Below are 20701 nucleotides of genomic sequence, written 5' to 3'. Positions count from 1 at the left end.
CGAGCATGCCCGACATCAATCGCCGCAAATTCCTGATCGCCAGCGCGGGCGTCGGCGCGGCCGGCCTGCTCTCGACGGCGATGGCGGTCGAATGGCCCGACCTGATGCGCGCGGCCCGGGACCGGCCGCTGCCCGAGGGCGCCGGCGTGCTGGTGCTCGTCACACTGTACGGCGGCAACGACGGCATCAACACCCTGATCCCCTACGGGGACAACGCATATCACGACGCGCGCCCCGAGCTCGCGTACGCCCCGGGCGACGTGATCCACCTCGACGAGCGGCTCGGGCTGAACCCGGCGATGAAGGGCCTTGCCGAACTGTGGGGCCGGCGCCAACTCGCGATCGTGCGCGGCGTCGGCTACCCCAAGCCCGACCACAGCCACTTCCGTTCCATGGACATCTGGCAGACGGCCTCGCCGGCCGAGCCGGTCGCGACCGGCTGGATCGGCCGCTGGCTCGACGCCACCGGCGACGACCCGCTGCGCGCGGTCAACGTCGGGCCCGTCCTGCCGCCGCTGGCGGTCGGCGAAAAGTGCACGGCGGCGGCGCTTTCCCCGGGCGGGGCGCCGGGCAAGGCCCAGCAATTCGACGGCATCATGGCCGCGCTGGGCGCCGATGACCCCGACGACACCCCGGCGATGGCCGCGGTGCGCAAGGCCTACCGCGCCGCGCGGACGGCCAACGGCGCGTTCGAGTCCGTGAAACCCGCCGCCAAGGGCCACAATTCGCTTGCCACGCAGCTGGGCGTGGTCGCCGCAGCGGTCAGGGCCCGGGTCCCGACCCGCGTCTACACGGTGCAACTGGGCGGCTTCGACACCCACGCCGACGAACGCGAAACCCAGCAGCGGCTGCTGCAGACGTTCGACGAGGCGGTTGCGCCGTTCCTGCAACAGATGGGGGATCCGAACGTCGTCGTGATGGCGTATTCCGAGTTCGGCCGCCGCGTCCACGCCAACGCATCCCAGGGCACCGACCACGGCACCGCCGGTCCCGTCTTCGTCGCGGGCGCGCCCGTTAAGGGCGGCTTCTACGGCGAGGAACCCAGCCTCACCGACCTCGACAACGGGGACCTGAAGTACACCACGGACTTTCGCGACGTGTACCACGAACTGCTGACCCGAACCGTCGGCGCCGACCCCACGCCGTCGGTCGGCCCGGGCCGCCGGGCCCTGGGCTTCCTAACCGCTTAGCGCGCGCACGCAGTCGCGGGCGATGGCCAGCTCCTCATTGGTCGGTATCACCAGCACGGCGATCGGAGACGATTCCGCGGAGATCTGCCGCGCGCCCCGGCCGCCGCTGAGGTTGCGGCGCTCGTCGAGCACGACGCCCAGTTCCTCCAGGCCCGCCACCGCGTCGCGGCGCACCGCCGGGTCGTTCTCGCCGATCCCGGCGGTGAAGCTGATGACGTCCGTGTGCCCCAGCACCGCCAGGTAGGCGCCGATGTACTTGCGCAGCCGGTGAATGAACACGCTGTAGGCCAATTGCGCGGCGCCGTCGCCGGATTCGATCATGGCCCGCAGCCGCCGGAAGTCGCGCTCGCCGGCCAGGCCGAGCACCCCGGACCCCTCGTTGAGCATGGCCTCGACGTCGTCGACGCCCATGTTCGCCCGGTGCCACAGGTAGCTGACGATGCTGGGGTCGATGTCGCCGCTGCGGGTGCCCATCACCAGGCCCTCCAGCGGTGTCAGTCCCATCGACGTGTCGATCGGCCGCGTGCCGGCGATCGCGGACGCCGAGGACCCGTTACCCAGATGCAGCACAATCTGTTTCAGGCCACCCAGCGGGCGGTCCAGGAAGGCGGCGGCCTGTTCGCTGACGTAGCGGTGCGACGTGCCGTGAAACCCGTAGCGGCGGATCTGCCACCGTTCGGCCACCTCGCGGTCGATGGCGTAGGTCGCCGCCGCGGGTGGCATGTCGTGGAAGAACGCCGTGTCGAACACGGCCACGTGGGAGAAGTCGGGCAGCAGCTTGCGCGCCACCTCGATCCCCTTGAGCGCGGGCGGATTGTGCAACGGGGCCAACTCGGACAGCTTGTGCAGCGCGGCGATGCGCGCGTCGTCCATCACCGTCGGACGATAGAACTCGTTGCCGCCGTGCACCACCCGGTGCCCCACCGCCAGCAGCCCGCAGGTCCGCAGGTCGATGCCATCGCCCGCCAGGGTGTCGAAGGCGCGATGCAGCGCGGCCTCGTGATCGGGAACGCCGGATCCGTCCTCGCCGATCCGCTCGATGTGGCCCGACGCCCGGGCCGCGCCCGAATCCGGCTCGACCAGTTGGTATTTCAACGACGACGAGCCGGAGTTGAGCACCAGCACGAGCCGGGTGCCGCTAGCCATGGGTGGCCTGCGCCTGGATCGCGGTGATCGCCACGGTGTTCACGATGTCTTCGACCAGCGCGCCGCGGGAGAGGTCGTTCACCGGCTTGCGCAGCCCCTGCAGCACCGGGCCGATCGCGATGGCCCCGGCGCTGCGTTGCACCGCCTTGTAGGTGTTGTTGCCGGTGTTGAGGTCCGGAAAGATCAGCACGGTGGCGTGCCCGGCCACCGGCGAATCCCGCAGCTTGGTCGCCGCCACCGACGGCTCTATCGCGGCGTCGTATTGGATGGGCCCCTCGACCAGCAACTCGGGATCACGCCGCCGCACCAGATCCGTTGCCGCCCTGACCTTGTCGACGTCCGCGCCGGTGCCGGAGTCGCCGGTCGAGTAGGACAGCATGGCCACCCTCGGCTCGATGCCGAACTGCGCGGCGGTGCGCGCGGAGCTGATCGCGATGTCGGCGAGCTGCTCGGACGTCGGGTTGGGGATGATCGCGCAGTCGCCGTACACCAGCACCCGGTCGGGCAGGCACATGAAGAAGACGCTGGACACGGTGGAGACGTCCGGAACGGTCTTGATGATCTCGAACGCCGGCCGGACGGTGTGGGCGGTGGTGTGGGCGGCGCCCGACACCATGCCGTCGACGGCGCCGTTGTGCACCAGCATGGTGCCGAAATACGTTGCGTCGCGCATGATCTCGCGGGCGTGCTCGACGGTGACGCCCTTCGCCTTGCGCAGCTCCGCGTACTGGTCGGCGAACTGGTCAAGCAGGTCGCTCGCCAGCGGGTCGATGACGTGCGCGCCGTCGAGGTCCACACCGAGTTCGGCCGACCGCAGCCGGATCCGCGCCTCGTCGCCCAGGATTGTCAGGTCGGCGACGCCGCGCTGCAGCAGGCGCCCGGCCGAGCGCAGGATGCGGTCGTCGTCGCCCTCGGGCAGGACGATGTGCCTGCGATCCGCGCGGGCCCGCAGCCGCAATTGGTAGGTGAACATCTGCGGGGTGACCACGGTCGGGACCGAAATGGCAAGCTGGGTCAGCAGATCCGCGATGTCGACGTGTCGGTCCATCAGCTCGAGCGCGGTGTCGATCTTGCGCTGCGACATCGCGGTGACCCGGCCGCGGGCGGCGGCGGCCGCGCTGGCGGTGTCGTAGGTGCCGAGCGCGGTGGCGATGATGGGCAGCCGCAGCCGCAGGCCGCTCACCAGCGAGGCGATCGACGGATGCAGTTCGAAGCCGCCGTTGAGCACCAGGCACGACAGTGACGGAAACCCTTCCGCCGCATGGGCGCTGGCGACGGCGAGCACCACGTCCGAGCGGTCGCCGGGGGTGATGACCGCCATGCCGTCGCGCAGCCGTTCCAGCACGTGGTCGGCGGTCATCCCGGCGACCAGCACGTCGGTGACCTCGCGCTCCCGCAGCGACGCCTCCCCGCTGACCGGCGTTCCGGCCACGGCCTTCTCCAGCTCGGCCACCGTCGGCGCGCACAGCAGCGGCGCCTCGGGCAGCACATAGCTGCGCTGGGCGAAGGCGTCCAGCGCCTCGGCGACCTCGCTCAATCGCGCCGGGTCGCACCGGTTGGCCACCACCGCCGCGGTGTGGGCGTGCTGGGCGATGAGCTCGGCCAGGCACACCTCGACGACGCCGGCGACCTCCTTCGGGGTCCGGCCCTTGCCGCTGACCGTCAACAGCACCGGCGCGCCGAGGTTGGCCGCGATGCGCGCGTTGACCGAGAGCTCGGCGGGCCGGGTGACGTCGGTGTAGTCGCTGCCGACGATCACCACGACGTCGCAGGACTGCGCCATCGCGTGATAGGAGTCGACGATGGCGGCGATCGCGGCGTCGCTGTCGGCGTGCAGCTGCTGGTAGGTCACGCCGACGCACTGCTCGTAGGACAGGCCGGCGGTGGTGTGCTCCAGCAACAGCTCGAGGATGTAGTCGCGGTCCTCGCCGAGGCGCGTGATGGGCCGGAACACGCCCACCCGGGCGACGGTCGCGGTCAGCCGGTGCAGCAGCCCCAGCGCGATCGTCGACTTGCCGGTCTCCGGCTCGGGCGCGGCGATGTATATCGCCGAACTTTCAGCCAAGTCGGCGCAGCCTGGGGGCCAGGTCCTTTTCGAAGAGCTCCAGGAACCGGCGCTGGTCGTGACCCGGCGCGTGGAACACCAGGTGGTTGAGGCCCCACTCGACGTATTGCCCGACCTTTTCGACGGCCTCGTCGGGATCCGACGCGACGATCCAGCGCTTGGTGATCTGCTCGATCGGCAGCGCGTCGGCGGCCTTCTCCATCTCGATCGGGTCGTCAATGCTGTGCTTCTGCTCGGCGGTCAGCGAGAGCGGCGCCCAGAACCGGGTGTTCTCCCGGGCCAGTTCGGGATCGGTGTCGTAGGAGATCTTGATCTCGATCATCCGGTCGATGTCTTGCGCGTTCTTGCCCGCCGCTTCGGCGCCCTCGCGCATCGCGGGGATCAGCTTGTCCTTGTAGAGCTCCTCGCCCTTGCCGGAGGTGCAGATGAACCCGTCGCCGGCGCGCCCGGCGTACTTGGCCACCTGCGGTCCGCCCGCGGCGATGTAGATCGGGATGCCGCCCTCGGGCACGTCGTAGATCGAGGCGCCCTTGGTCTTGTAGTACTCGCCCTGGAAGTCGACGCGATCGCCGAGCCACAGTTCGCGCATCAGCCGCACCGACTCGCGCAGTCGCGCGTAGCGCTCCTTGAACTCCGGCCACTCGCCCTCGTACCCGGTCGCGATCTCGTTGAGGGCCTCGCCGGTGCCGACGCCGAGGAAGATGCGGTTCGGGTACAGGCAGCCCATGGTGGCGAAGGCCTGGGCGATGACGGCGGGGTTGTACCGGAAGGTCGGGGTGAGCACCGAGGTGCCCAGCACGATGCGCTCGGTGCGTTCGCCGACGGCGGTCATCCAGGCCAGCGAGAACGGCGCGTGCCCGCCCTTGTGCCGCCACGGTTGGAAGTGGTCACTGACGGTTGCGCTGTCCATGCCGTGCGCTTCGGCGGCGACGGCCAGTTCGACGAGCTCGCGCGGTGCGAATTGTTCGGCGGACGCCTTGTATCCGAGTTTGAGTTCAGCCACGGGTTATTTCTACTCCTGTCTCGGCTCCTACACTCGCGGGCATGGCGCAGCTAGTTCAGGTCACCGACACCGTCTACCTCGCCCGGGGCCACGCCGTGAACTGGACGCTGGTCGTCGACGGCACCGGCGTGCTGCTGATCGACGCGGGTTACCCCGGGGATCGCGACGACGTGCTGGCCTCGCTGCGCCAGCTGGGTTACGCGCCGGGCGACGTGCGCGCCATCCTGCTGACGCACGCGCACATCGACCACCTGGGCTCGGCGATCTGGTTCGCCCGCGAGCACGGCACCCCGGTGTACTGCCACGCCGACGAGGTGGGGCACGCCAAGCGGGAGTATCTGGAACAGGTGTCCATTTTCGATGTCGCACTGCGCATTTGGCGGCCGCGGTGGGCGGTGTGGGGTGTGCACGTGGTGCGCAACGGCGGGCTGGTCCGCGACGGCATCCCGTCGACGCGGCCCCTGACCGCCGAGGTGGCGGCGGGCCTGCCCGGCAACCCGACGGCCGTCGCGACGCCGGGGCACACCGGCGGGCACTGCTCGTACGTCGTCGACGGCGTGCTGGCCAGCGGCGACGCCCTGATCACCGGCCACCCGCTGCTGCGCCGCGGCGGGCCGCAGCTGCTGCCGGCGGTGTTCAGCCACGACCAGGCGAACTGCCTGCGCAGCCTGGAGGCGCTGGCCGCGCTGGACACCGAGGTGCTACTGCCCGGTCACGGCGACGTGTGGCGCGGCCCGATCCGCGAGGCGACGGAAGCGGCGCTCAAGCGGGCGCAATGACGCAGACCCGGCGTCACAGCCCCAGGTGCTCCCGCAGCGTCTCGCCGGCGTACTCGGTGCGGAACGCGCCGCGCTCCTGCAGCACCGGCACCACCCGGTCGACGAACTCGTCCAGGCCGTGCGGCGTCAGGTGGGGCACCAGGATGAAACCGTCGCAGGCGTCGGCCTGGATGTAGGTGTCAATGGCGTCCGCGATGTGACTCGGCGTCCCGACGAACTGCTCGCGGCTGGTGACGGCGATGACCAGCTCGCGGATCGACAGGTTCTCGGCTTCGGCTCGTTCGCGGTAGCGCCGCGCGACGGCGACCGGGTCGCCGTGCCGGACCCGGCCCTGGGTGATGGCGCTGTCGACGACCGGATCGAATTCGGGCAGCGGGCCGTCCGGGTCGTGGCCGGAAAGCTCGCGGCCCCACACCTGTTCGAGCATCGCGATCGCCGTCGCGCCGCTGACCTGTTGGTGGCGGATGTGCCGTGCCCGGTCCTGCGCCTCGGCGTCGGTGTCGCCGATGACGAATGTCGCCGCGGGAAAGACCTTGAGCCGGTTGGGATCCCGGCCGTAGGACGCGGCGCGGCCCTTGACGTCGGCGTAGTAGCGCTGACCGTCTTCCAGCGACCCGTGCAGCGTGAACAGCGCGTCGGCGTTGCGGGCGCCGAACGCGCGGCCGTCGTCGGAGTCGCCGGCCTGCAGCAAGATCGGGTGGCCCTGCGGCCCCGCGGGAAGCGTCGCCAAACCGCGCACGTCGAACTGCGGGCCGCGGTGCTCGACGCTTCGGATCCGGTCGGGATCGACGTAGACCCCGGCGCCGACGTCGGCCAGCACGGCGTCGGGCGCCCAGCTGTCCCAGAACTGGCGGGCCACGGACAGGAACTCCTCGGCCCGCTGGTAGCGGTCGGCGTGGTCGAGGAACCCGCCGCGGCGGAAGTTGGCGCCGGTGAAGGCGTCCGACGAGGTCACCATGTTCCAGCCGGCGCGGCCACCGGACAGGTGGTCCAGCGACGCGAATTGCCTTGCCACTTCAAAGGGTTCGTTGAACGTGGTGTTGATGGTTCCGGTCAGCCCGATCCGGTCGGTGACGCCCGCGAGCGCGGCCAGCACGGTGAAGGTGTCCGGGCGGCCCACCACGTCCAGGTCGTAGATGCGGCCGCGGTGCTCGCGGAGCCGCAGCCCCTCGGCCAGGAAGAAGAAATCGAACAATCCCCGTTCGGCGGTGCGGGCCAGGTGCACGAACGACTCGAACTCGATCTGGCTGCCCGAGCCCGGGTCGGTCCACACCGTGGTGTTGTTGACGCCCGGGAAGTGGGCGGCCAGGTGAATCGGCTTGCGCTGCTTGCCCTCCCGCACGCTCATCCGGTGAGCCCCCAGCGCTTGGCGATCAGTTCGTGCGAGCGCAGCCGGTCCGCGTGCCGGTGGGTGACGGAGGTGACGACGAGTTCGTCCGCACTGGTGACGCGTTGCAGCGCGGACAGCCGCTCGGCGACCTCGTCCGGATCGCCGACGAACTGCGTTTCCAGCCGGTCTTTCACCACGGGTAGCTGTTCCTCGGTGAGCGGGGTGCAGTCGTCGGGATCGGGATAGGGCACGGCGCCGACCCCCGTCCGGATGGAATAGACCCAATGCCCGTAGCTGGACGCCAGATGCCTTGCGGTGGCGGCGTCGTCGGCCACCACGATGTCGGCGGACACCACGACGTAGGGCCGCGCGAATGCGGCCGACGGGACGAAGGCGGCCCGGTAGGCCTCGATCGCCTCCAGCGCCGTCGCCGGGGTGATGTGGTAGCTGGCGACGAACGGCAACCCCCGCGCACCGGCAAGCTTGGCGCTTTCACCCCGAGTGCTGCCAAAGATCCACGGCGTCAGCCCGGATCGCTCGCCCGGCACCGCGTGCACGTCGAAACCCTCGACCTCGTAGGTGCCGTCCAGCATCGCGATGATGTCGCCGAGTTGCTCGGCGAAGCCGGGCGCCACCGCCCCGGGCTGCTGCAGGATTCCCATGGTCGCCTGCACCCGTTCCTTGTCGAGCAGCCCGCGCAGGTCAAACGGCAGCGGAACCACCACGCCGTCGACCTCGTGCCACTGTCGCGGCGGACGGGACTTGGCCGACGGCGACTTCGGTTTGTACCCGGTGTCGCGGCGTTGTCCCCGTCCGACGCCCAGATCGATGCGGCCCGGATAGAAGGCCTCGAGCATGCCGAAGCTCTCGACCACCGCGACCGGCGTGGTGTATCCGAGCTGAATGGCGGCCGAGCCGACCCGAATGCTGTTGGTGGCGGCCGCGATCTGGCCGATCAGCACGGCCGTCGCAGAGCTGGCCACGCCGACGAAGTGGTGCTCGGCGAGCCAGTACCGGCGATAGCCCCACCGCTCGGCGCGCTGGGCCAGGTCGATGGTGTTGCGCAGGGCCGTCGCGGCATCGCCGCCCGAGCTGATCGGCGACAGGTCGAGGATCGACAGCGGCACCGGGGTCATCGGTGCACTGCCGCATAGCGATTGGGCGCCACGGGCAGGCCCAGGCGCGCGCGCAGGGTTTCGCCCTCGCGATAGCCGGTGCGGAAGAGCCCGGCCCGCTGCAGCAGCGGCACCACCTCGTCGGCGATCACCGGCAGGTCGGTGGCGTTGACGGCGGGTCGCAGGCGCGCGCCGTCGATGCCCAGCCGCCGCCAGTCCAGCAGCAGCTCCACCAATTCCGTTGCGGTGCCGCAGAAGACGAGCGCGTCGGAGCGGAAGTCTCCCGCGCCGTCGAACGAAACCACCACGTCGGCAAGGGTTTTCAGGTGGATGCCACCCGCCGCGCTCACCTCGGCGAGGATGCTTTGCACCGAGTCGCCGTCGGTGGGGGTGACGAAGACGACGTCGGCGCCCGCCGCGGCGAATTCGTAGGCGGGGCCGACGTGTGCCAGCGCGGCCACCACCGGTTGGCCCTGGGGTGGCCGCGGCGTGATCGAGGGCCCTTTGACCGAGAAGTACTTCCCGGCGAAGTCGACGTAGTGCAGTTTGGCCACGTCGACGTAGCGGCCCGTGGTCGCGTCGCGGATGATCGCGTCGTCCTCCCAGCTGTCCCACAACCGTCGCACCACGTCGACGTACTCGACGGCCTCCTCGAACAACGGGACCTGGGTTGGGTCCCGGCGGCCGAACAGCGCCGCCTCGTGCGCGGTGGCGCTCACCCGCGGCTGCCAGCCGGCCCGGCCGTGGGAGACGAAGTCAAGGGTCGCAATGGATTTGGAGACGTGAAAGGGCTCGGTGTGGGTGACCGTGGCCACCGGGATCAGCCCGATGTGCCGCGTGGCGGGGGCGATCCGCGCCGCGACCAGCACGGCGTCGGCGCGGCCGGTCAGCCGGTCCGGATGAATCCGCGAGCTTCGCCCGATCTGCGGCATCAGGGTGTCGTCGATGGTCAGGAAGTCCAGCAGCCCGCGTTCGGCCGTGGCCGCCAGCCCGGCCCAATACCGACCGTCCAGCACCGACGGCGCGCCGGCCGCCAGGGCCGCCCGCCACGCCTGGGGGTGCCACCCGTATCCGTCGAGCGCGACGCCCAGGCGAAAGTGACCGGTCATGCCAGCCACTTTTCGAAGGCGATCGGAAGGAACGGCCCCCAGTCCGGCAGCGGATCGGGGGCGATGCGGGTGTAGCCCGTCGCGTCGTAGAGCGCCGCGGCCTCGGGTTGCCGGTTGCCGGTGATCAGGTACAGCCGGCGGTACCCGCGCGCGGCGGCCTCGGCCTCCAGCGCCGCCAGCAGCGCCCGGGCGTATCCGCGGCGCCGGTGCGCGCTGTCGGTCCAGATCCGCTTGAGTTCGGCGGTGTCGGCGTCGTAGCGCCGGAAGGCGCCACCGGTGACCGGCACGCCGTCCACCACGCCGATGAGCAGGCCGCCGTCGGGTGCCGCCAGCTCGTCCGCCGGCACGGGCAGCCAGGCCAGGTGCACGTCCGGCGTGCCGCCGTAGCGCTGCGCGTACTCGACGGCCAGCTCGGCCAGCAACGGCTGCGCCAGCGGGTCCTCGTGCGTGGCCGCGACGAATCGGAGCTGGGCGGTGGGCGTCACGTAATCATCTAACGTTTCCGACGCCCACCCATTCCACCCAGCCCGGGGATCCCCGTTACTGGCCGGGGGGCATCAGCACCGTGTCGATCATGTACACCGTCGCGTTGGACGCGTGCACGCCGCCGCAGACCAGGCCCGCGTTGTTGACCCGCAGGTCATTGCCCTGACCGGCCACCGTCAGCGGCGCGCCCTGCAGAGTCGGGTGCACGCCCGCGACCGTCGCCGGGGCCAACTGACCCTGCACCACGTGGTACGTCAAGATGCTGGTCAGCAGCTGCGAATCCGTCTTCAGCTTGTCGATGGTGCCCGCCGGGAGCTTGTCGAACGCGGCGTTGGTGGGCGCGAACACCGTGTACTGGCCGTTGTTGAGGGTGGCGACCAGGTTCACATTCGGATTCAGCTTCCCCGACAGCGCCGAGGTCAGCGTCGTCAACATCGGGTTGTTCGACGCCGCCGTCGCCACCGGGTCGCGCGACATCCCCAGCACGGACCCGGGACCGCTCGGATTCTGCTTGGCGTAGTCCGCGCAACCCGTCCCGATCAGATCACTCGGGTTGTCGGCGGTGGCCGTAACCGTGGGCAGCGCGGTGACAGCGATGGCCGCGAGACCTGCCGCCGCAACCGTTTTCGCACGAATGCTCATCATTGTGTTTCGACTCCTTCGTCACAGCGGCCCTGCGCCGCCGTCTTCTGCTGGAACACAGGTCATTCGGAGCGGCGGCGCCGGTGGATGGGGCCGCAACGAAAAATTTCAGGAAATGAACCGTTAAGTAGGTTAACGAGTAGCCGTGACGTATCCCGGCATGAGATTCACGTCCTGGCGGCGGCCGCGCCAGAAACCGCTCAAGCCGAGGCCGGCGAACAACTCGACGACGTTGCGCTGGGCCGTCTCCCAGCCGTGCGCCGCCAGATATTCGGGGACGTATCGGTATTCGCCCGGGTACGTCAGGCTCGCCAGGTCGACGTCGAGGCCGTGCCGTCGCCAGCCCTCGACGAAGGCCTGCCGCGCCGCCTGCCGTTCCGGCGTCCAGGTGGCCATGTGATCGGCGGAGAAACGGCTGCCGGGCGCGCTCGCCTCGCTGACGCCGCGCAGCAGCCGGTGCTGCGCGTCGGGCGGCAGGTAGCCGACGAGCAGCTGCTCGGCGATCCAGGCCGTGGGCGTCGCGGCGTCGAAACCGGCGCGCCGCAGCGCCGCCAGCCAGTCCTGACGGAGGTCGACGCCGATCTCGCGCCGGTGCGCGGCGGGCCGGGCGTGCAGCCCGCGCAGCACGTCGGCCTTGAAATCGAGGACGTCCGGCCGATCGATCTCGTACACCGTCGTGCCCGGCGGCCACCACAGCCGGTACGGCCGGGTGTCGAGGCCCGACGCCAGGATCACCACCTGGCGAATGCCGGAGCGGCCCGCATCGGCGAGAAAGTCGTCCAGAAACTTTCCGTACGCCGCCTGGACGTAGATGAGCCCCGCCGTGACCGGGTGGCCGCCGTCGTCGTCGGCGTATCGCTCGTCGTCGATCACCTCGGTGAAGTACGGCACCCCCGCGGCGCGCACCAGCGGCTCGGCGAACGGGTCGTCGAGGAGGCCCTTATTGGTGGCCACGGCCCGGACGACGGCGTCGAACGTGGTGGTCAGGCCATCCCCGGAGGCCGGGTTCCAGCTGGCGGGTGCCATGGTGTGCTCAGGCGTCGGTGCGCCGGCGCAAGACCAAGCCCGCGGCGGCCCGCCAGCCGAGCAACAGGGCCGCGGTGACGGTCGCCGCGACCACCACGAAGCTCGCCGCCACACCCGCCGAGCTGGCTTTGCGCAGCAGCATGCCGATCATCACGGTGGAGCCCCAGACGATCACCCCGGTGGGGGCGACGGCGGTGGGTCGCCGCCAGCCGCGGGACAGCAGCCACCCGACGACGGTCCCGGTCAGAAACGGCCAGGCCGTGGTGGCGAGGCCGCCGACGGTCAGCCCTTCGGCGTGGCTGCGGCGTCCGGCGGCGCAGAACACCAGCACGGCGACGACGTCGACGAGCAGGTAGGCCATCCGTCGCATGCCGCGAGACTACCGGGGTGGCAGGCTGGCAGCTATGAGCACCGATGCACCGCCCGCCTTCGACCGGGACGACCCCCTGGGCCTGGACGCCTCGCTGTCCGGCGACGAGCTCGCCGTGCGCGACACCGTGCGAAAGTTTTGCGCCGAGCACGTCATCCCCTACGTCGGCGAGTGGTTCGAGATCGGGGACCTGCCCGTCCGGCAGCTGGCCAAGCAGTTCGGCCAGCTCGGACTGCTCGGGATGCATCTGCACGGCTACGGCTGTGGCGGCGCGTCGGCCGTGCACTACGGCCTGGCCTGTACCGAGCTGGAGGCCGCCGACTCCGGCATCCGGTCGATGGTCTCCGTGCAGGGGTCGCTGGCGATGTTCGCGATCTGGAAGTTCGGGTCGGAGGAGCAGAAGCAGCAGTGGCTGCCCGGCATGGCCGCCGGCGAACTGCTCGGCTGCTTCGGACTGACCGAACCCGAAGTCGGCAGCGATCCGGCGGCGATGAAAACCCGTGCGCGCCAGGATGGTTCGGACTGGGTGCTCAACGGCCGCAAGTTGTGGATCACCAACGGCTCGGTCGCCGACGTGGCGATCGTGTGGGCGTCGACCGACGACGGGATTCGCGGCTTCGTGGTGCCGACGAAGACGGCGGGCTTCACCGCAAACACCATCCACCACAAGCTCTCGCTGCGGGCCTCGATCACCAGTGAGCTGGTGCTCGACGACGTGCGCGTGCCCGCCGACGCGATGCTGCCCGCGGCTACGGGTTTGCGCGGCCCGCTGTCGTGCCTGTCGGAGGCGCGCTACGGGATCATCTGGGGGTCGATGGGCGCGGCGCGGTCGGCCTGGCAGGCCGCGCTCGACTACGCCACGCAGCGCACCCAGTTCGGCCGCCCGATCGCCGGGTTCCAGCTGACGCAGGCCAAACTCGTCGACATGGCGGTCGAACTGCACAAGGGGCAGCTGCTCTCGCTACACCTCGGCCGCCTCAAGGACGGCGTCGGGCTGCGCCCCGAGCAGGTCAGCTTCGGCAAGCTCAACAACACCCGCGAGGCGATCAAGATCTGCCGGACCGCCCGAACCATATTGGGCGGCAACGGGATATCGCTGGAGTACCCCGTCATTCGGCACATGGTCAACCTGGAATCGGTGCTCACCTACGAGGGCACCCCGGAGATGCACCAGCTCGTCCTCGGCCAGGCCTTCACCGGCTGCGACGCGTTCCGCTGATAGGAGAACCGCTCATGGGATCTGTCGTAAATCGGATCGGCGTTGTAGTCGCCGCGTGCGGGCTGGCGCTGTCGGCTCCCGTCGCGACCGCCGATCCCGTCACCCTGCCCCCGATGACGTCCGGCGGCGGCGGAGCGATCATCGGCGGGGGCAACAACTCCGGGATTGCGCAGCAGCTGACGGGCCTGGGCAACCCGAACGTGCAGGAGGTCGACGGCTCGGACGCCGCCCAGTTCATCACGGCCGCCGCCGCGGTCAGCAATCCGCAGCTCGCCGCCCCCTTCGGGCTGCTCAAGCGGGCGCTGGCGTGCCAGACCAACAACGCGGGATTCGGGGCCCGCGCCTACCGGCGCAACGACGGGCTGTGGGGCGGCGCGATGCTCGTCGCCTCGAAGAGCACCACCCCCAACGTCGACGCGCTGAACGCCTGCGCGAAGACCAATTGGCGCAAGCCCACCACGGGTTCGGACACGGCGACGTGCAACAGCGGCTGGACGACGCCTAATTCCTTCGACAGCCGCCGCAGCAATGCGGAGGCGTATTACATCTTCCTGGCCGGCACCAACGACGACTTCTGCAACCAGCTCAACGGGAAGTACAAGACCAACGCCGCGGCGTGGCCGTTCTAAATGTGGCGCTAGAAGGGCGGCGGATCGGCCGCCATGCGGGCTTCGTTGATGCCGCGTTCCCAGCTGACGCGCGCGGCGCGCTCCTGGGCCCGGGTTCGTTGCCGGGTGGGCATCATCAGTCCGCGCCGATCCTGCGGCGGCGTGTGGTTGGGAAGCAGCAGCTTTCCCGTCGGGACGGCTAGACCCGGAAAGTACGGGGCCCCAACGGGTTTGGTCACGTAGGTGTGCCCGGTCGGGGATGTCCAGACCAGGGTTCCGTCGGGCCGCTGACAATCGCCCCACCCGTTGCAGAAGGTCTTCAGCAGGTGGTGCCGTGTGCAGAAAGCTATGCGACGGCGAAGATGCGCCATTCACCGGGAACGCCCTTGAGTGAGTGAGCGCCGCGCTCCTCGAACTCAAGCCCTGAACCGATCACGAGGTCGCGCAGGGTGCTGGACACGAGCACTTCGTTCGGGCCGGCCAATGCGCTCACTCGGGCACCGATGTGCACGCCGATCCCGCCGATGTCGTCGCCGCGAACCTCGCACTCGCCGGTATGTAACCCGGCACGCACCTGAATGCCGAGCGCCTGCACCGCATCACGAATTGCCATAGCGCAGCGGATCGCTCGCTGCGGGCCGTCGAACATCGCGAGGAACCCGTCTCCCGACGTGTTCACCTCGCGGCCCCGAAAGCGATTGAGTTGTACGCGCACGATGGCGTCGTGCGCATCAAGTAAGGCATGCCAGTCACGGTCGCCCATCTCCGCCGCACGCCGCGTCGATTCCACGATGTCGGTGAACAGCACAGTCGCCAGCACCCGATCATCGGCCACGTCGGCCTGCTGGCCGGTGAGGAACTCGGCGATCTCCCGGAACGAATCGCGCCACGGTTCGACGTTGTGAAACAGGTTGCGCCCTGGAAGCTCGACGTACTTCGCGCCCGAGATGTGATCGGCGATGTACTTGCCCCACTCGGGCGCGATGAACGGGTTATCGGCGTGATGGAGGACGAGGGTAGGCACGCGGATTGCTGGAAGCAGCGCCCGCACGTCCATTTCAGCCATGAGAGGCATCATGCGAGCAGCGGTCCCTGGGCTTGCCGACAGGCGTTCCAGCCGAGCCAACGATGCCCGGATCTCCTCGTTCCACGGCATATCCGGATTCAAGACATGCTGCATCTCCCCCGTGCCCCACACGCTGACGAATGCAGCGAGGACTTCCTCGGGAGCGAGCCCTTCAGTGCGCTCAGCCGTCGGATCCACGATGCCCTCGACAGCGATGAACGCCGTGGTGCGGGATGGGTGTGTTGCGGCGAATAGCGCGGCAGGCGCGAATGAGCCGATGCCCGCGGCGAGGACCGCTTCGCGACTCCCAAGATCATCAAGCACAGCGGTGATGCTGTCGGCCCATTGCTCCAACGTCGGCAGCGCGCCCGCAGTGAGGGGATCGGAGGCTCCGGTGCCAGGCTGGTCGAAGAAGATCAATCGACCGAGCGTCATCATCGCCTCGACCCACCCTTGGGTCGACGGTAGCTCCGGCATCACGTCACAGTTGCTGAACCAAGACGGGACGACAACGATGTCGCGCTCGCCCTCAGGCGACGCCCGATAGGCGACGCGCAAGTCCCCGTTCATCGCATAGCGCGTCTCCGAGAACATTGCCGAAGTGTAAGCCGAGGAGCGGGTTGGGAAAGTTCACCGGCGCAAGAGTGTACTTAGCCCAATCGGTAATGATAACGGCACAGCAGCTTGAGGTTGGACGGGTGCGTGGGTCCCAACGGAAAAGGCACGGTGTGGTCGATGTCGCAGACCTCGGCCGGGGCGTCGCAGCCGGGGAATCGGCAGGTCAAGTCCCGCAACCTGACGAACTCGGCCAAGGACGCCGACGGCCGGTACCCGGACTCGGCGCCGCCCTGCGGCATGACGAGGGGCTTCACCTTGGCGGCACCGGCCAAGTCGCGCAGCACTGTCGCGGGCACCGGGCCAAAACCGGGCAGGAATCCCGGCGCTTCCGAATCGCCAGTGACGGAGAGCTGTTCGGCGAGGACGTGGATCACCACATTGGTGGCGGCCCGCCGCGCCGCGTCACACTCGGGCTGTCCGCACTGGCAACGTAGCACCTCCAGGCCGGCGGCCAGGGCGCCGAGGGAATCGGCGCGGCGCTGGGCCTTGGTCCGCGGATCCGATGTCGTCCTCCGGCGCCCGACGCGCGTACAACTCGCCGATGGCCGCGAACTCCCGCGCCCACATGGCGTTCTTCTCGCGCGCCGCGGCGGTCAGGGCGTCCACCACGCCGGCGTCACTCATTGAGTCGAACATACGTTCGATTATAGAAGGGCCCCCGACAACATAGGGTGGTGATGGGCTGCGGGGACCACGACACGAAGGGGTAGGCATGTCGCGCCATCACGTCGTCATCGTCGGAAGCGGATTCGGGGGCCTGAACGCGGCGCGGTCGCTCAAACGGGCCGACGTCGACGTCACCCTGATCTCGAGGACGACCACCCACCTTTTCCAGCCGCTGCTCTACCAGGTGGCCACCGGGATCCTGTCCGAGGGCGACATCGCGCCCACCACCCGGCTGATCCTGCGCAAGCAGAAGAACGTCCGGGTGCTGTGGGGCGAAGTGGAAGCGATCGACCTGACCGCGCAGACGGTCACGTCGCACCTGATGGGGATGCAGACCGTCACGCACTACGACAGCCTCATCGTGGCCGCCGGCGCGCAGCAGTCCTATTTCGGCAACGACGACTACGCCGCCTTCGCGCCGGGCATGAAATCCATCGACGACGCCCTGGAGCTACGCGGCCGCATCCTCGGCGCGTTCGAGGCCGCCGAGGTCGCCACCGACCCGGCCGAGCGGGAGCGGCGCCTGACGTTCGTGGTGGTCGGCGCCGGGCCGACGGGCGTCGAGCTGGCCGGTGAGATCGTCCAACTCGCCGAGCGCACCCTGGCGGGCGCATTCCGGACCATCACCCCCAGCGAATGCCGGGTCATTCTGCTCGACGCGGCGCCCGCGGTGTTGCCGCCGATGGGTGCCAACCTGGGGCTGAAGGCGCAGCGCCGGCTGGAGAAGATGGACGTCGAGGTCCAGCTCAACGCGAAGGTGACCGCGGTGGACTACATGGGCATCACGATCGAGGAAAAGGACGGCGGCCATCGCCGCATCGAATGCGCGTGCAAGGTGTGGGCCGCCGGCGTGCAGGCCAGCCCGCTCGGCAAGATGATCGCCGACCAGTCCGACGGCACCGAAACCGACCGCGCCGGACGGGTTGTCGTCGAACCCGACCTTTCCGTCAAGGGCCACCCGTACGTCTTCGTCGTCGGCGACCTGATGTCGGTGCCTGGCGTGCCCGGCATGGCCCAGGGCGCGATCCAGGGCGCGCACTACGCGACCGCGCTCATCAAGCAGTCCCTGAAGGGACACGACGACCCCGCCACCCGGAAACCGTTCAAGTACTTCGACAAGGGCAGCATGGCGCTGATCTCCCGCTACAGCGCCGTTGCGAAGGTCGGCAAGCTGGAGTTCGGTGGCTTCATCGCGTGGCTGGCGTGGCTGGGACTGCACCTGTACTACCTTGTGGGCCACCGCAACCGGATCGCGGCCATGTTCTCCTGGGGCATTTCCTTCCTGGGTCGCACGCGCGGCCAGATGGCCATCACCAGTCAGATGATGTACGCGCGGCCGGTGGTGGACTGGGTGGAGAAGCAGGCGCAGGAGGGGACGCTGGCCGCGGTCGAGCGCATCGAGGCGGCCGAGAAGCAGGCCGGCTAGCCCAGGGCCTGATCGATATCGGCGATCAGGTCGTCGGTGCCTTCCAGCCCGACGGAGATGCGAACCACGTTGTCCCCCAGCCCGATCGCGGCGCGACCCTCCGGTCCCATGGCGCGGTGCGTCGTGGTCGCCGGATGGGTGATCAGGGATTTCGCGTCGCCCAGGTTGTTGGAGATGTCGATCAGCCGCAGCTTGTCCAGCACCTCGAAAGCCCGTTGCTTTGCGGCGCTTTCGGTGCAGTCGAGCGCGAAGGTGATCACCGTTCCCCCGCCGGTCATCTGGCGCTTGGCCAGGTCGTATTGCGGGTGCGATGTCAGGTAGGGGTAGCGCACCCAGCTCACCGCGGGGTGGGTCTCGAGGAACTCCGCGATGCGGTGCGCGGATGCGTTGCAGTGTTCGACCCGAACCGCCAGGGTCTCAAGGCCTTTCAGCAACACCCAGGCGTTGAAGGCGCTCAGCGCCGGGCCGGTGTGCCGCATCAGCTTCTGCACCGGACCGTCGATGTACTCCTTGTCGCCGAGGATGGCGCCGCCCAGCACCCGGCCCTGCCCGTCGATGTGCTTGGTCCCGGAGTACACCACCACGTCCACGCCGAGCGGGAAGCCCTGCTGCAGTAGCGGTGTGGCAAAGACGTTGTCCAGCACCACTTTCGCGCCCGCGGCGTGGGAAAGCTCGGTCACCGCGGCGATGTCGACCAGCGACTGCATGGGGTTGGACGGGGTCTCGAAGAACACCGCCTGCGTGGGCACTGAAAGGGCCCGCTCCCACTGCGCGAGGTCTTCGCCGTCGACGAAGACGGTCTCGACCCCCCACCGCGGCAGGATCTCGTTGCACACCACGAAGCACGACCCGAACAGGCTGCGCGCCGCGACCAGCCGGTCACCGGCGCCCAGCAGCGCGCCCAGCGAGGTGAACACCGCGGCCATGCCGCTCGCGGTGGCGAACGCCGCGGGCGCCCCCTCGATCAGGCGCAACCGCTCCTCGAACATCGTCACGGTCGGGTTGCCGTAGCGCGAGTAGACGAAATGGTCCAGCTCGCCGGTGAACGACCGCTCCGCCACCGCCGCCGACTCGTAGACGTAGCCGGACGTCAGGAACATCGCCTCGGCGGTCTCTTCGAAACCGGATCGCAGCAGGCCGCCGCGCACGCCGATGGTGGCCTGGCTGACGCCGTCGGGCAGCGCCTTGGGCGTGCGGACGGAGTCGCCTCCGGTCACCCCTGTCTCCAGGGCAATCCGACCGCGCGCCAACCGTTCTCGCCGCGATGCCCGCTGGGGGTGAGCTGGCCCTCGAAACCGTCCAGCACGTTGTAGGCCGGGGTGAGGCCCAGCTGGGTGGCGACCTCGGCCGCGCCGATGGAGCGGTTGCCCGAGCGACACAGGAAGATCACGGGCCGCTCTTCGTCGGCCGGCGGGACGCGACCCTGCAGCTCGTCGGCGAAGTTCGCGTTGGGCATGCCGTTGCCGTTAACCCATTCGATGTACACCACGTCGCGGCCCAGGCTCGACAGGTCGGGCACGCCGACGAACCGCCATTCGGCGTCGGTGCGCACGTCGACCAGCACGGCGTTGGGGTTGTCGCTCAGTAGCTTCCACGCCTGTTCCGGGGTGATGTCTCCTGCGTAGCTCATCCGCGTGAGTCTCGCATATTCAGGGCGTTCGCCACCTGTCGGGCACGGTCGCGCGCGGCCGAGACGTCCGGTGCGGTGGCCAGCGCCACCCCGCGCCCGGTGGCGAAGACGCGCAGGTCGCTTTCCGGCACCCGCAGCGCGCGGGTCAGCGCCTCGGTGGCCGACGCCCCGCCGTCGGGGCCGGGTTCGATCGCGTGGGCGGCGGCCGGCGACATCATCATGGTGTCCACCGGCAGGCCCAGGATGGCGCGGGCCTGCAGTTCGAACGCCGAAAGGCGCTGGCTGCGCAGGGTCACCCAGACGCTCGGGTGCGGGCACGCGGTGACGTCGGCGAAGTACACCTCGTCGCCCTTGATCATCAACTCGACGGCGAAGACGCCGCGGCCGCCGAGCGCCTTGACGATTCGCGCGGCGATCGACTTGGCCGCATCGACGGCGGCCTCGCCCGTCTGCTGGGGCTGCCAGGATTCCAGCACGGCGCCGTCGACGTCACGGTGGCCGATGGGCGAGCAGAACTCGATCAGCGGACCGTTCGGGCCCCCGGCGCGCACGATGAGCAGGGTGACGTCGAAGTCGACCTCGACCACCGCCTCGGCCAGCACCCGTCCGGTCGAATTCCCCTGCGCGCGCTGCCAGGCCGGCTCGATCTCGTCGGGCCCGGAGACCACCGAATGTCCGCGCCCCGACACCGGCTTCACCAGCAGCGGATAGCCGGCGTGGGCGGCCACCGCCCGCAGCTCGCCGACCGAGCCGACGAACCAGAACGGCGCGGTTGGCAACCCCAGCTCGTCGGCGGCCATCCGGCGCAGCGCCTCCCGGTCGGAGGTGAGCCGGACGGTGCGGGCGTTGGGCACCAGTTCGGTGAGCTCGCCGTCGGGGCCGCCGGAAAGGGCCTCGAGGGCTTGAGCGGCGACCTCGTCGGTGGCCGTCACGACGAACTCCGGTTTGTGCCGTTGAACCGCCCTCGCCAGTTCGCCGGCGTCGGTCAAGCGCTGTTCGACGGCGATCACCCGCGCGCCCAGGTTGCGCAGCGCGACCGCCAGCTCCCGGGCGAGCTCGCCGGAGCCGAGCAGCAGCACCGTCGGCCTGCCGTCGTCGGGCGGTTCGGGGGCAGCCTGCGGCGACACGGCGAGCGCCGTCGTCTTGTCGTCCTGTCCTTGGCTCAAGCCGTCAGTCACCGCTCAAGGATAGGTCGGTTCCGGCGAGG

At 69.7% G+C, this 20701-nt stretch carries 20 protein-coding genes and 1 pseudogene; 5 read left to right on the top strand and 16 right to left on the bottom strand.

Annotation, left to right across the window (positions count from 1 at the left end):
* Positions 1-5: 5 nt before the first annotated feature.
* The gene (locus AC5Y7V_RS04340; RefSeq protein WP_499878788.1) at positions 6-1190 is read left to right on the top strand and encodes a DUF1501 domain-containing protein; all 1185 of its coding nucleotides are present in this window, start codon (positions 6-8) and stop codon (positions 1188-1190) included.
* On the opposite strand, the gene AC5Y7V_RS04335 is transcribed toward AC5Y7V_RS04340, so the two are convergent.
* Genes AC5Y7V_RS04335 through fgd form a run of 3 tightly spaced genes read right to left on the bottom strand, consistent with a single transcriptional unit; the run spans position 1179 to position 5404 of the window.
* A complete protein-coding gene (locus AC5Y7V_RS04335; protein ID WP_499878787.1) occupies positions 1179-2336 on the bottom strand; it encodes an acetate kinase in 1158 nt (385 codons plus the stop codon). The two genes, AC5Y7V_RS04340 and AC5Y7V_RS04335, sit on opposite strands and share 12 nt — an antisense overlap.
* Entirely contained in the window at positions 2329-4401 is a 2073-nt protein-coding gene (gene pta / locus AC5Y7V_RS04330; RefSeq protein WP_499878786.1) for a phosphate acetyltransferase, read from the bottom strand. The genes AC5Y7V_RS04335 and pta overlap by 8 nt, the downstream gene beginning before the upstream one ends.
* The gene (fgd, locus tag AC5Y7V_RS04325) at positions 4394-5404 is read right to left on the bottom strand and encodes a glucose-6-phosphate dehydrogenase (coenzyme-F420) (RefSeq protein ID WP_499878785.1); all 1011 of its coding nucleotides are present in this window, start codon (positions 5402-5404) and stop codon (positions 4394-4396) included. The genes pta and fgd overlap by 8 nt, the downstream gene beginning before the upstream one ends.
* Positions 5405-5445: 41 nt before the next feature.
* On the opposite strand from fgd, the gene AC5Y7V_RS04320 reads away from it, so the two are divergent.
* Positions 5446-6183: an MBL fold metallo-hydrolase gene (locus tag AC5Y7V_RS04320; protein ID WP_499878784.1), complete on the top strand. Its 738-nt coding sequence runs from the start codon at positions 5446-5448 to the stop codon at positions 6181-6183.
* A 13-nt stretch (positions 6184-6196) separates the two neighbouring features.
* On the opposite strand, the gene AC5Y7V_RS04315 is transcribed toward AC5Y7V_RS04320, so the two are convergent.
* The 7 genes from AC5Y7V_RS04315 to AC5Y7V_RS04285 all read right to left on the bottom strand — a co-directional run bounded on the left by AC5Y7V_RS04315 (position 6197) and on the right by AC5Y7V_RS04285 (position 12261).
* The gene (locus tag AC5Y7V_RS04315; protein ID WP_499878783.1) at positions 6197-7531 is read right to left on the bottom strand and encodes an NtaA/DmoA family FMN-dependent monooxygenase; all 1335 of its coding nucleotides are present in this window, start codon (positions 7529-7531) and stop codon (positions 6197-6199) included.
* Entirely contained in the window at positions 7528-8649 is a 1122-nt protein-coding gene (locus AC5Y7V_RS04310) for an LLM class flavin-dependent oxidoreductase (protein WP_499878782.1), read from the bottom strand. Before AC5Y7V_RS04310 ends, AC5Y7V_RS04315 begins: the two co-directional genes overlap by 4 nt.
* The gene (locus tag AC5Y7V_RS04305) at positions 8646-9737 is read right to left on the bottom strand and encodes an LLM class flavin-dependent oxidoreductase (RefSeq protein ID WP_499878781.1); all 1092 of its coding nucleotides are present in this window, start codon (positions 9735-9737) and stop codon (positions 8646-8648) included. The genes AC5Y7V_RS04310 and AC5Y7V_RS04305 overlap by 4 nt, the downstream gene beginning before the upstream one ends.
* Positions 9734-10222, bottom strand: coding sequence for a GNAT family N-acetyltransferase (locus AC5Y7V_RS04300; RefSeq protein WP_499878780.1), 489 nt, complete (start codon positions 10220-10222; stop codon positions 9734-9736). The genes AC5Y7V_RS04305 and AC5Y7V_RS04300 overlap by 4 nt, the downstream gene beginning before the upstream one ends.
* 55 nt (positions 10223-10277) lie before the next feature.
* The gene (locus AC5Y7V_RS04295) at positions 10278-10868 is read right to left on the bottom strand and encodes a fasciclin domain-containing protein (protein ID WP_499878779.1); all 591 of its coding nucleotides are present in this window, start codon (positions 10866-10868) and stop codon (positions 10278-10280) included.
* 129 nt (positions 10869-10997) lie between these two features.
* Positions 10998-11891, bottom strand: a complete 894-nt coding sequence (locus AC5Y7V_RS04290; RefSeq protein ID WP_499878778.1) for an SAM-dependent methyltransferase — start codon at positions 11889-11891, stop codon at positions 10998-11000.
* Between the two features lie 7 nt (positions 11892-11898).
* Positions 11899-12261: a DUF3054 domain-containing protein gene (locus AC5Y7V_RS04285; protein WP_499878777.1), complete on the bottom strand. Its 363-nt coding sequence runs from the start codon at positions 12259-12261 to the stop codon at positions 11899-11901.
* Positions 12262-12295: 34 nt separating this feature from the next.
* Between AC5Y7V_RS04285 and AC5Y7V_RS04280 the strand changes: the two genes are divergently transcribed.
* A complete protein-coding gene (locus AC5Y7V_RS04280; protein WP_499878776.1) occupies positions 12296-13480 on the top strand; it encodes an acyl-CoA dehydrogenase in 1185 nt (394 codons plus the stop codon).
* Positions 13481-13494: 14 nt separating this feature from the next.
* Positions 13495-14109, top strand: coding sequence for a hypothetical protein (locus tag AC5Y7V_RS04275; RefSeq protein WP_499878775.1), 615 nt, complete (start codon positions 13495-13497; stop codon positions 14107-14109).
* A gap of 8 nt (positions 14110-14117) precedes the next feature.
* Here AC5Y7V_RS04275 and AC5Y7V_RS04270 read toward each other — a convergent pair whose 3' ends face one another.
* From AC5Y7V_RS04270 to AC5Y7V_RS04260, 3 genes and pseudogenes are all read right to left on the bottom strand, one after another.
* Entirely contained in the window at positions 14118-14327 is a 210-nt protein-coding gene (locus tag AC5Y7V_RS04270) for a hypothetical protein (protein WP_499878774.1), read from the bottom strand.
* 107 nt (positions 14328-14434) lie between these two features.
* Positions 14435-15748 (bottom strand): adenylate/guanylate cyclase domain-containing protein, encoded by a 1314-nt coding sequence (locus tag AC5Y7V_RS04265; RefSeq protein WP_499878773.1) that lies wholly within the window; start codon positions 15746-15748, stop codon positions 14435-14437.
* A gap of 56 nt (positions 15749-15804) precedes the next feature.
* Positions 15805-16278, bottom strand: a pseudogene (locus AC5Y7V_RS04260) (HNH endonuclease signature motif containing protein); the annotation flags it as partial.
* 206 nt (positions 16279-16484) lie between these two features.
* On the opposite strand from AC5Y7V_RS04260, the gene AC5Y7V_RS04255 reads away from it, so the two are divergent.
* Positions 16485-17864, top strand: a complete 1380-nt coding sequence (locus AC5Y7V_RS04255; RefSeq protein ID WP_499878772.1) for an NAD(P)/FAD-dependent oxidoreductase — start codon at positions 16485-16487, stop codon at positions 17862-17864.
* Here the strand turns inward: AC5Y7V_RS04255 and AC5Y7V_RS04250 are convergent.
* From AC5Y7V_RS04250 to purT, 3 genes are read right to left on the bottom strand one after another with little or no spacing between them, the layout of a single operon-like run.
* On the bottom strand, positions 17861-19081 hold the full coding sequence (locus AC5Y7V_RS04250) for an O-succinylhomoserine sulfhydrylase (RefSeq protein WP_499878771.1): 1221 nt from the start codon (positions 19079-19081) through the stop codon (positions 17861-17863). The genes AC5Y7V_RS04255 and AC5Y7V_RS04250 overlap by 4 nt on opposite strands.
* Entirely contained in the window at positions 19078-19494 is a 417-nt protein-coding gene (locus AC5Y7V_RS04245; protein WP_499878770.1) for a rhodanese-like domain-containing protein, read from the bottom strand. Before AC5Y7V_RS04245 ends, AC5Y7V_RS04250 begins: the two co-directional genes overlap by 4 nt.
* Positions 19491-20672, bottom strand: a complete 1182-nt coding sequence (purT, locus tag AC5Y7V_RS04240) for a formate-dependent phosphoribosylglycinamide formyltransferase (RefSeq protein WP_499878769.1) — start codon at positions 20670-20672, stop codon at positions 19491-19493. Before purT ends, AC5Y7V_RS04245 begins: the two co-directional genes overlap by 4 nt.
* Positions 20673-20701 lie beyond the last annotated feature (29 nt).

The sequence above is a fragment of the Mycobacterium sp. NGS34 genome (assembly GCF_059812845.1).
This window is presented reverse-complemented; position numbering and strand designations above follow the sequence as displayed.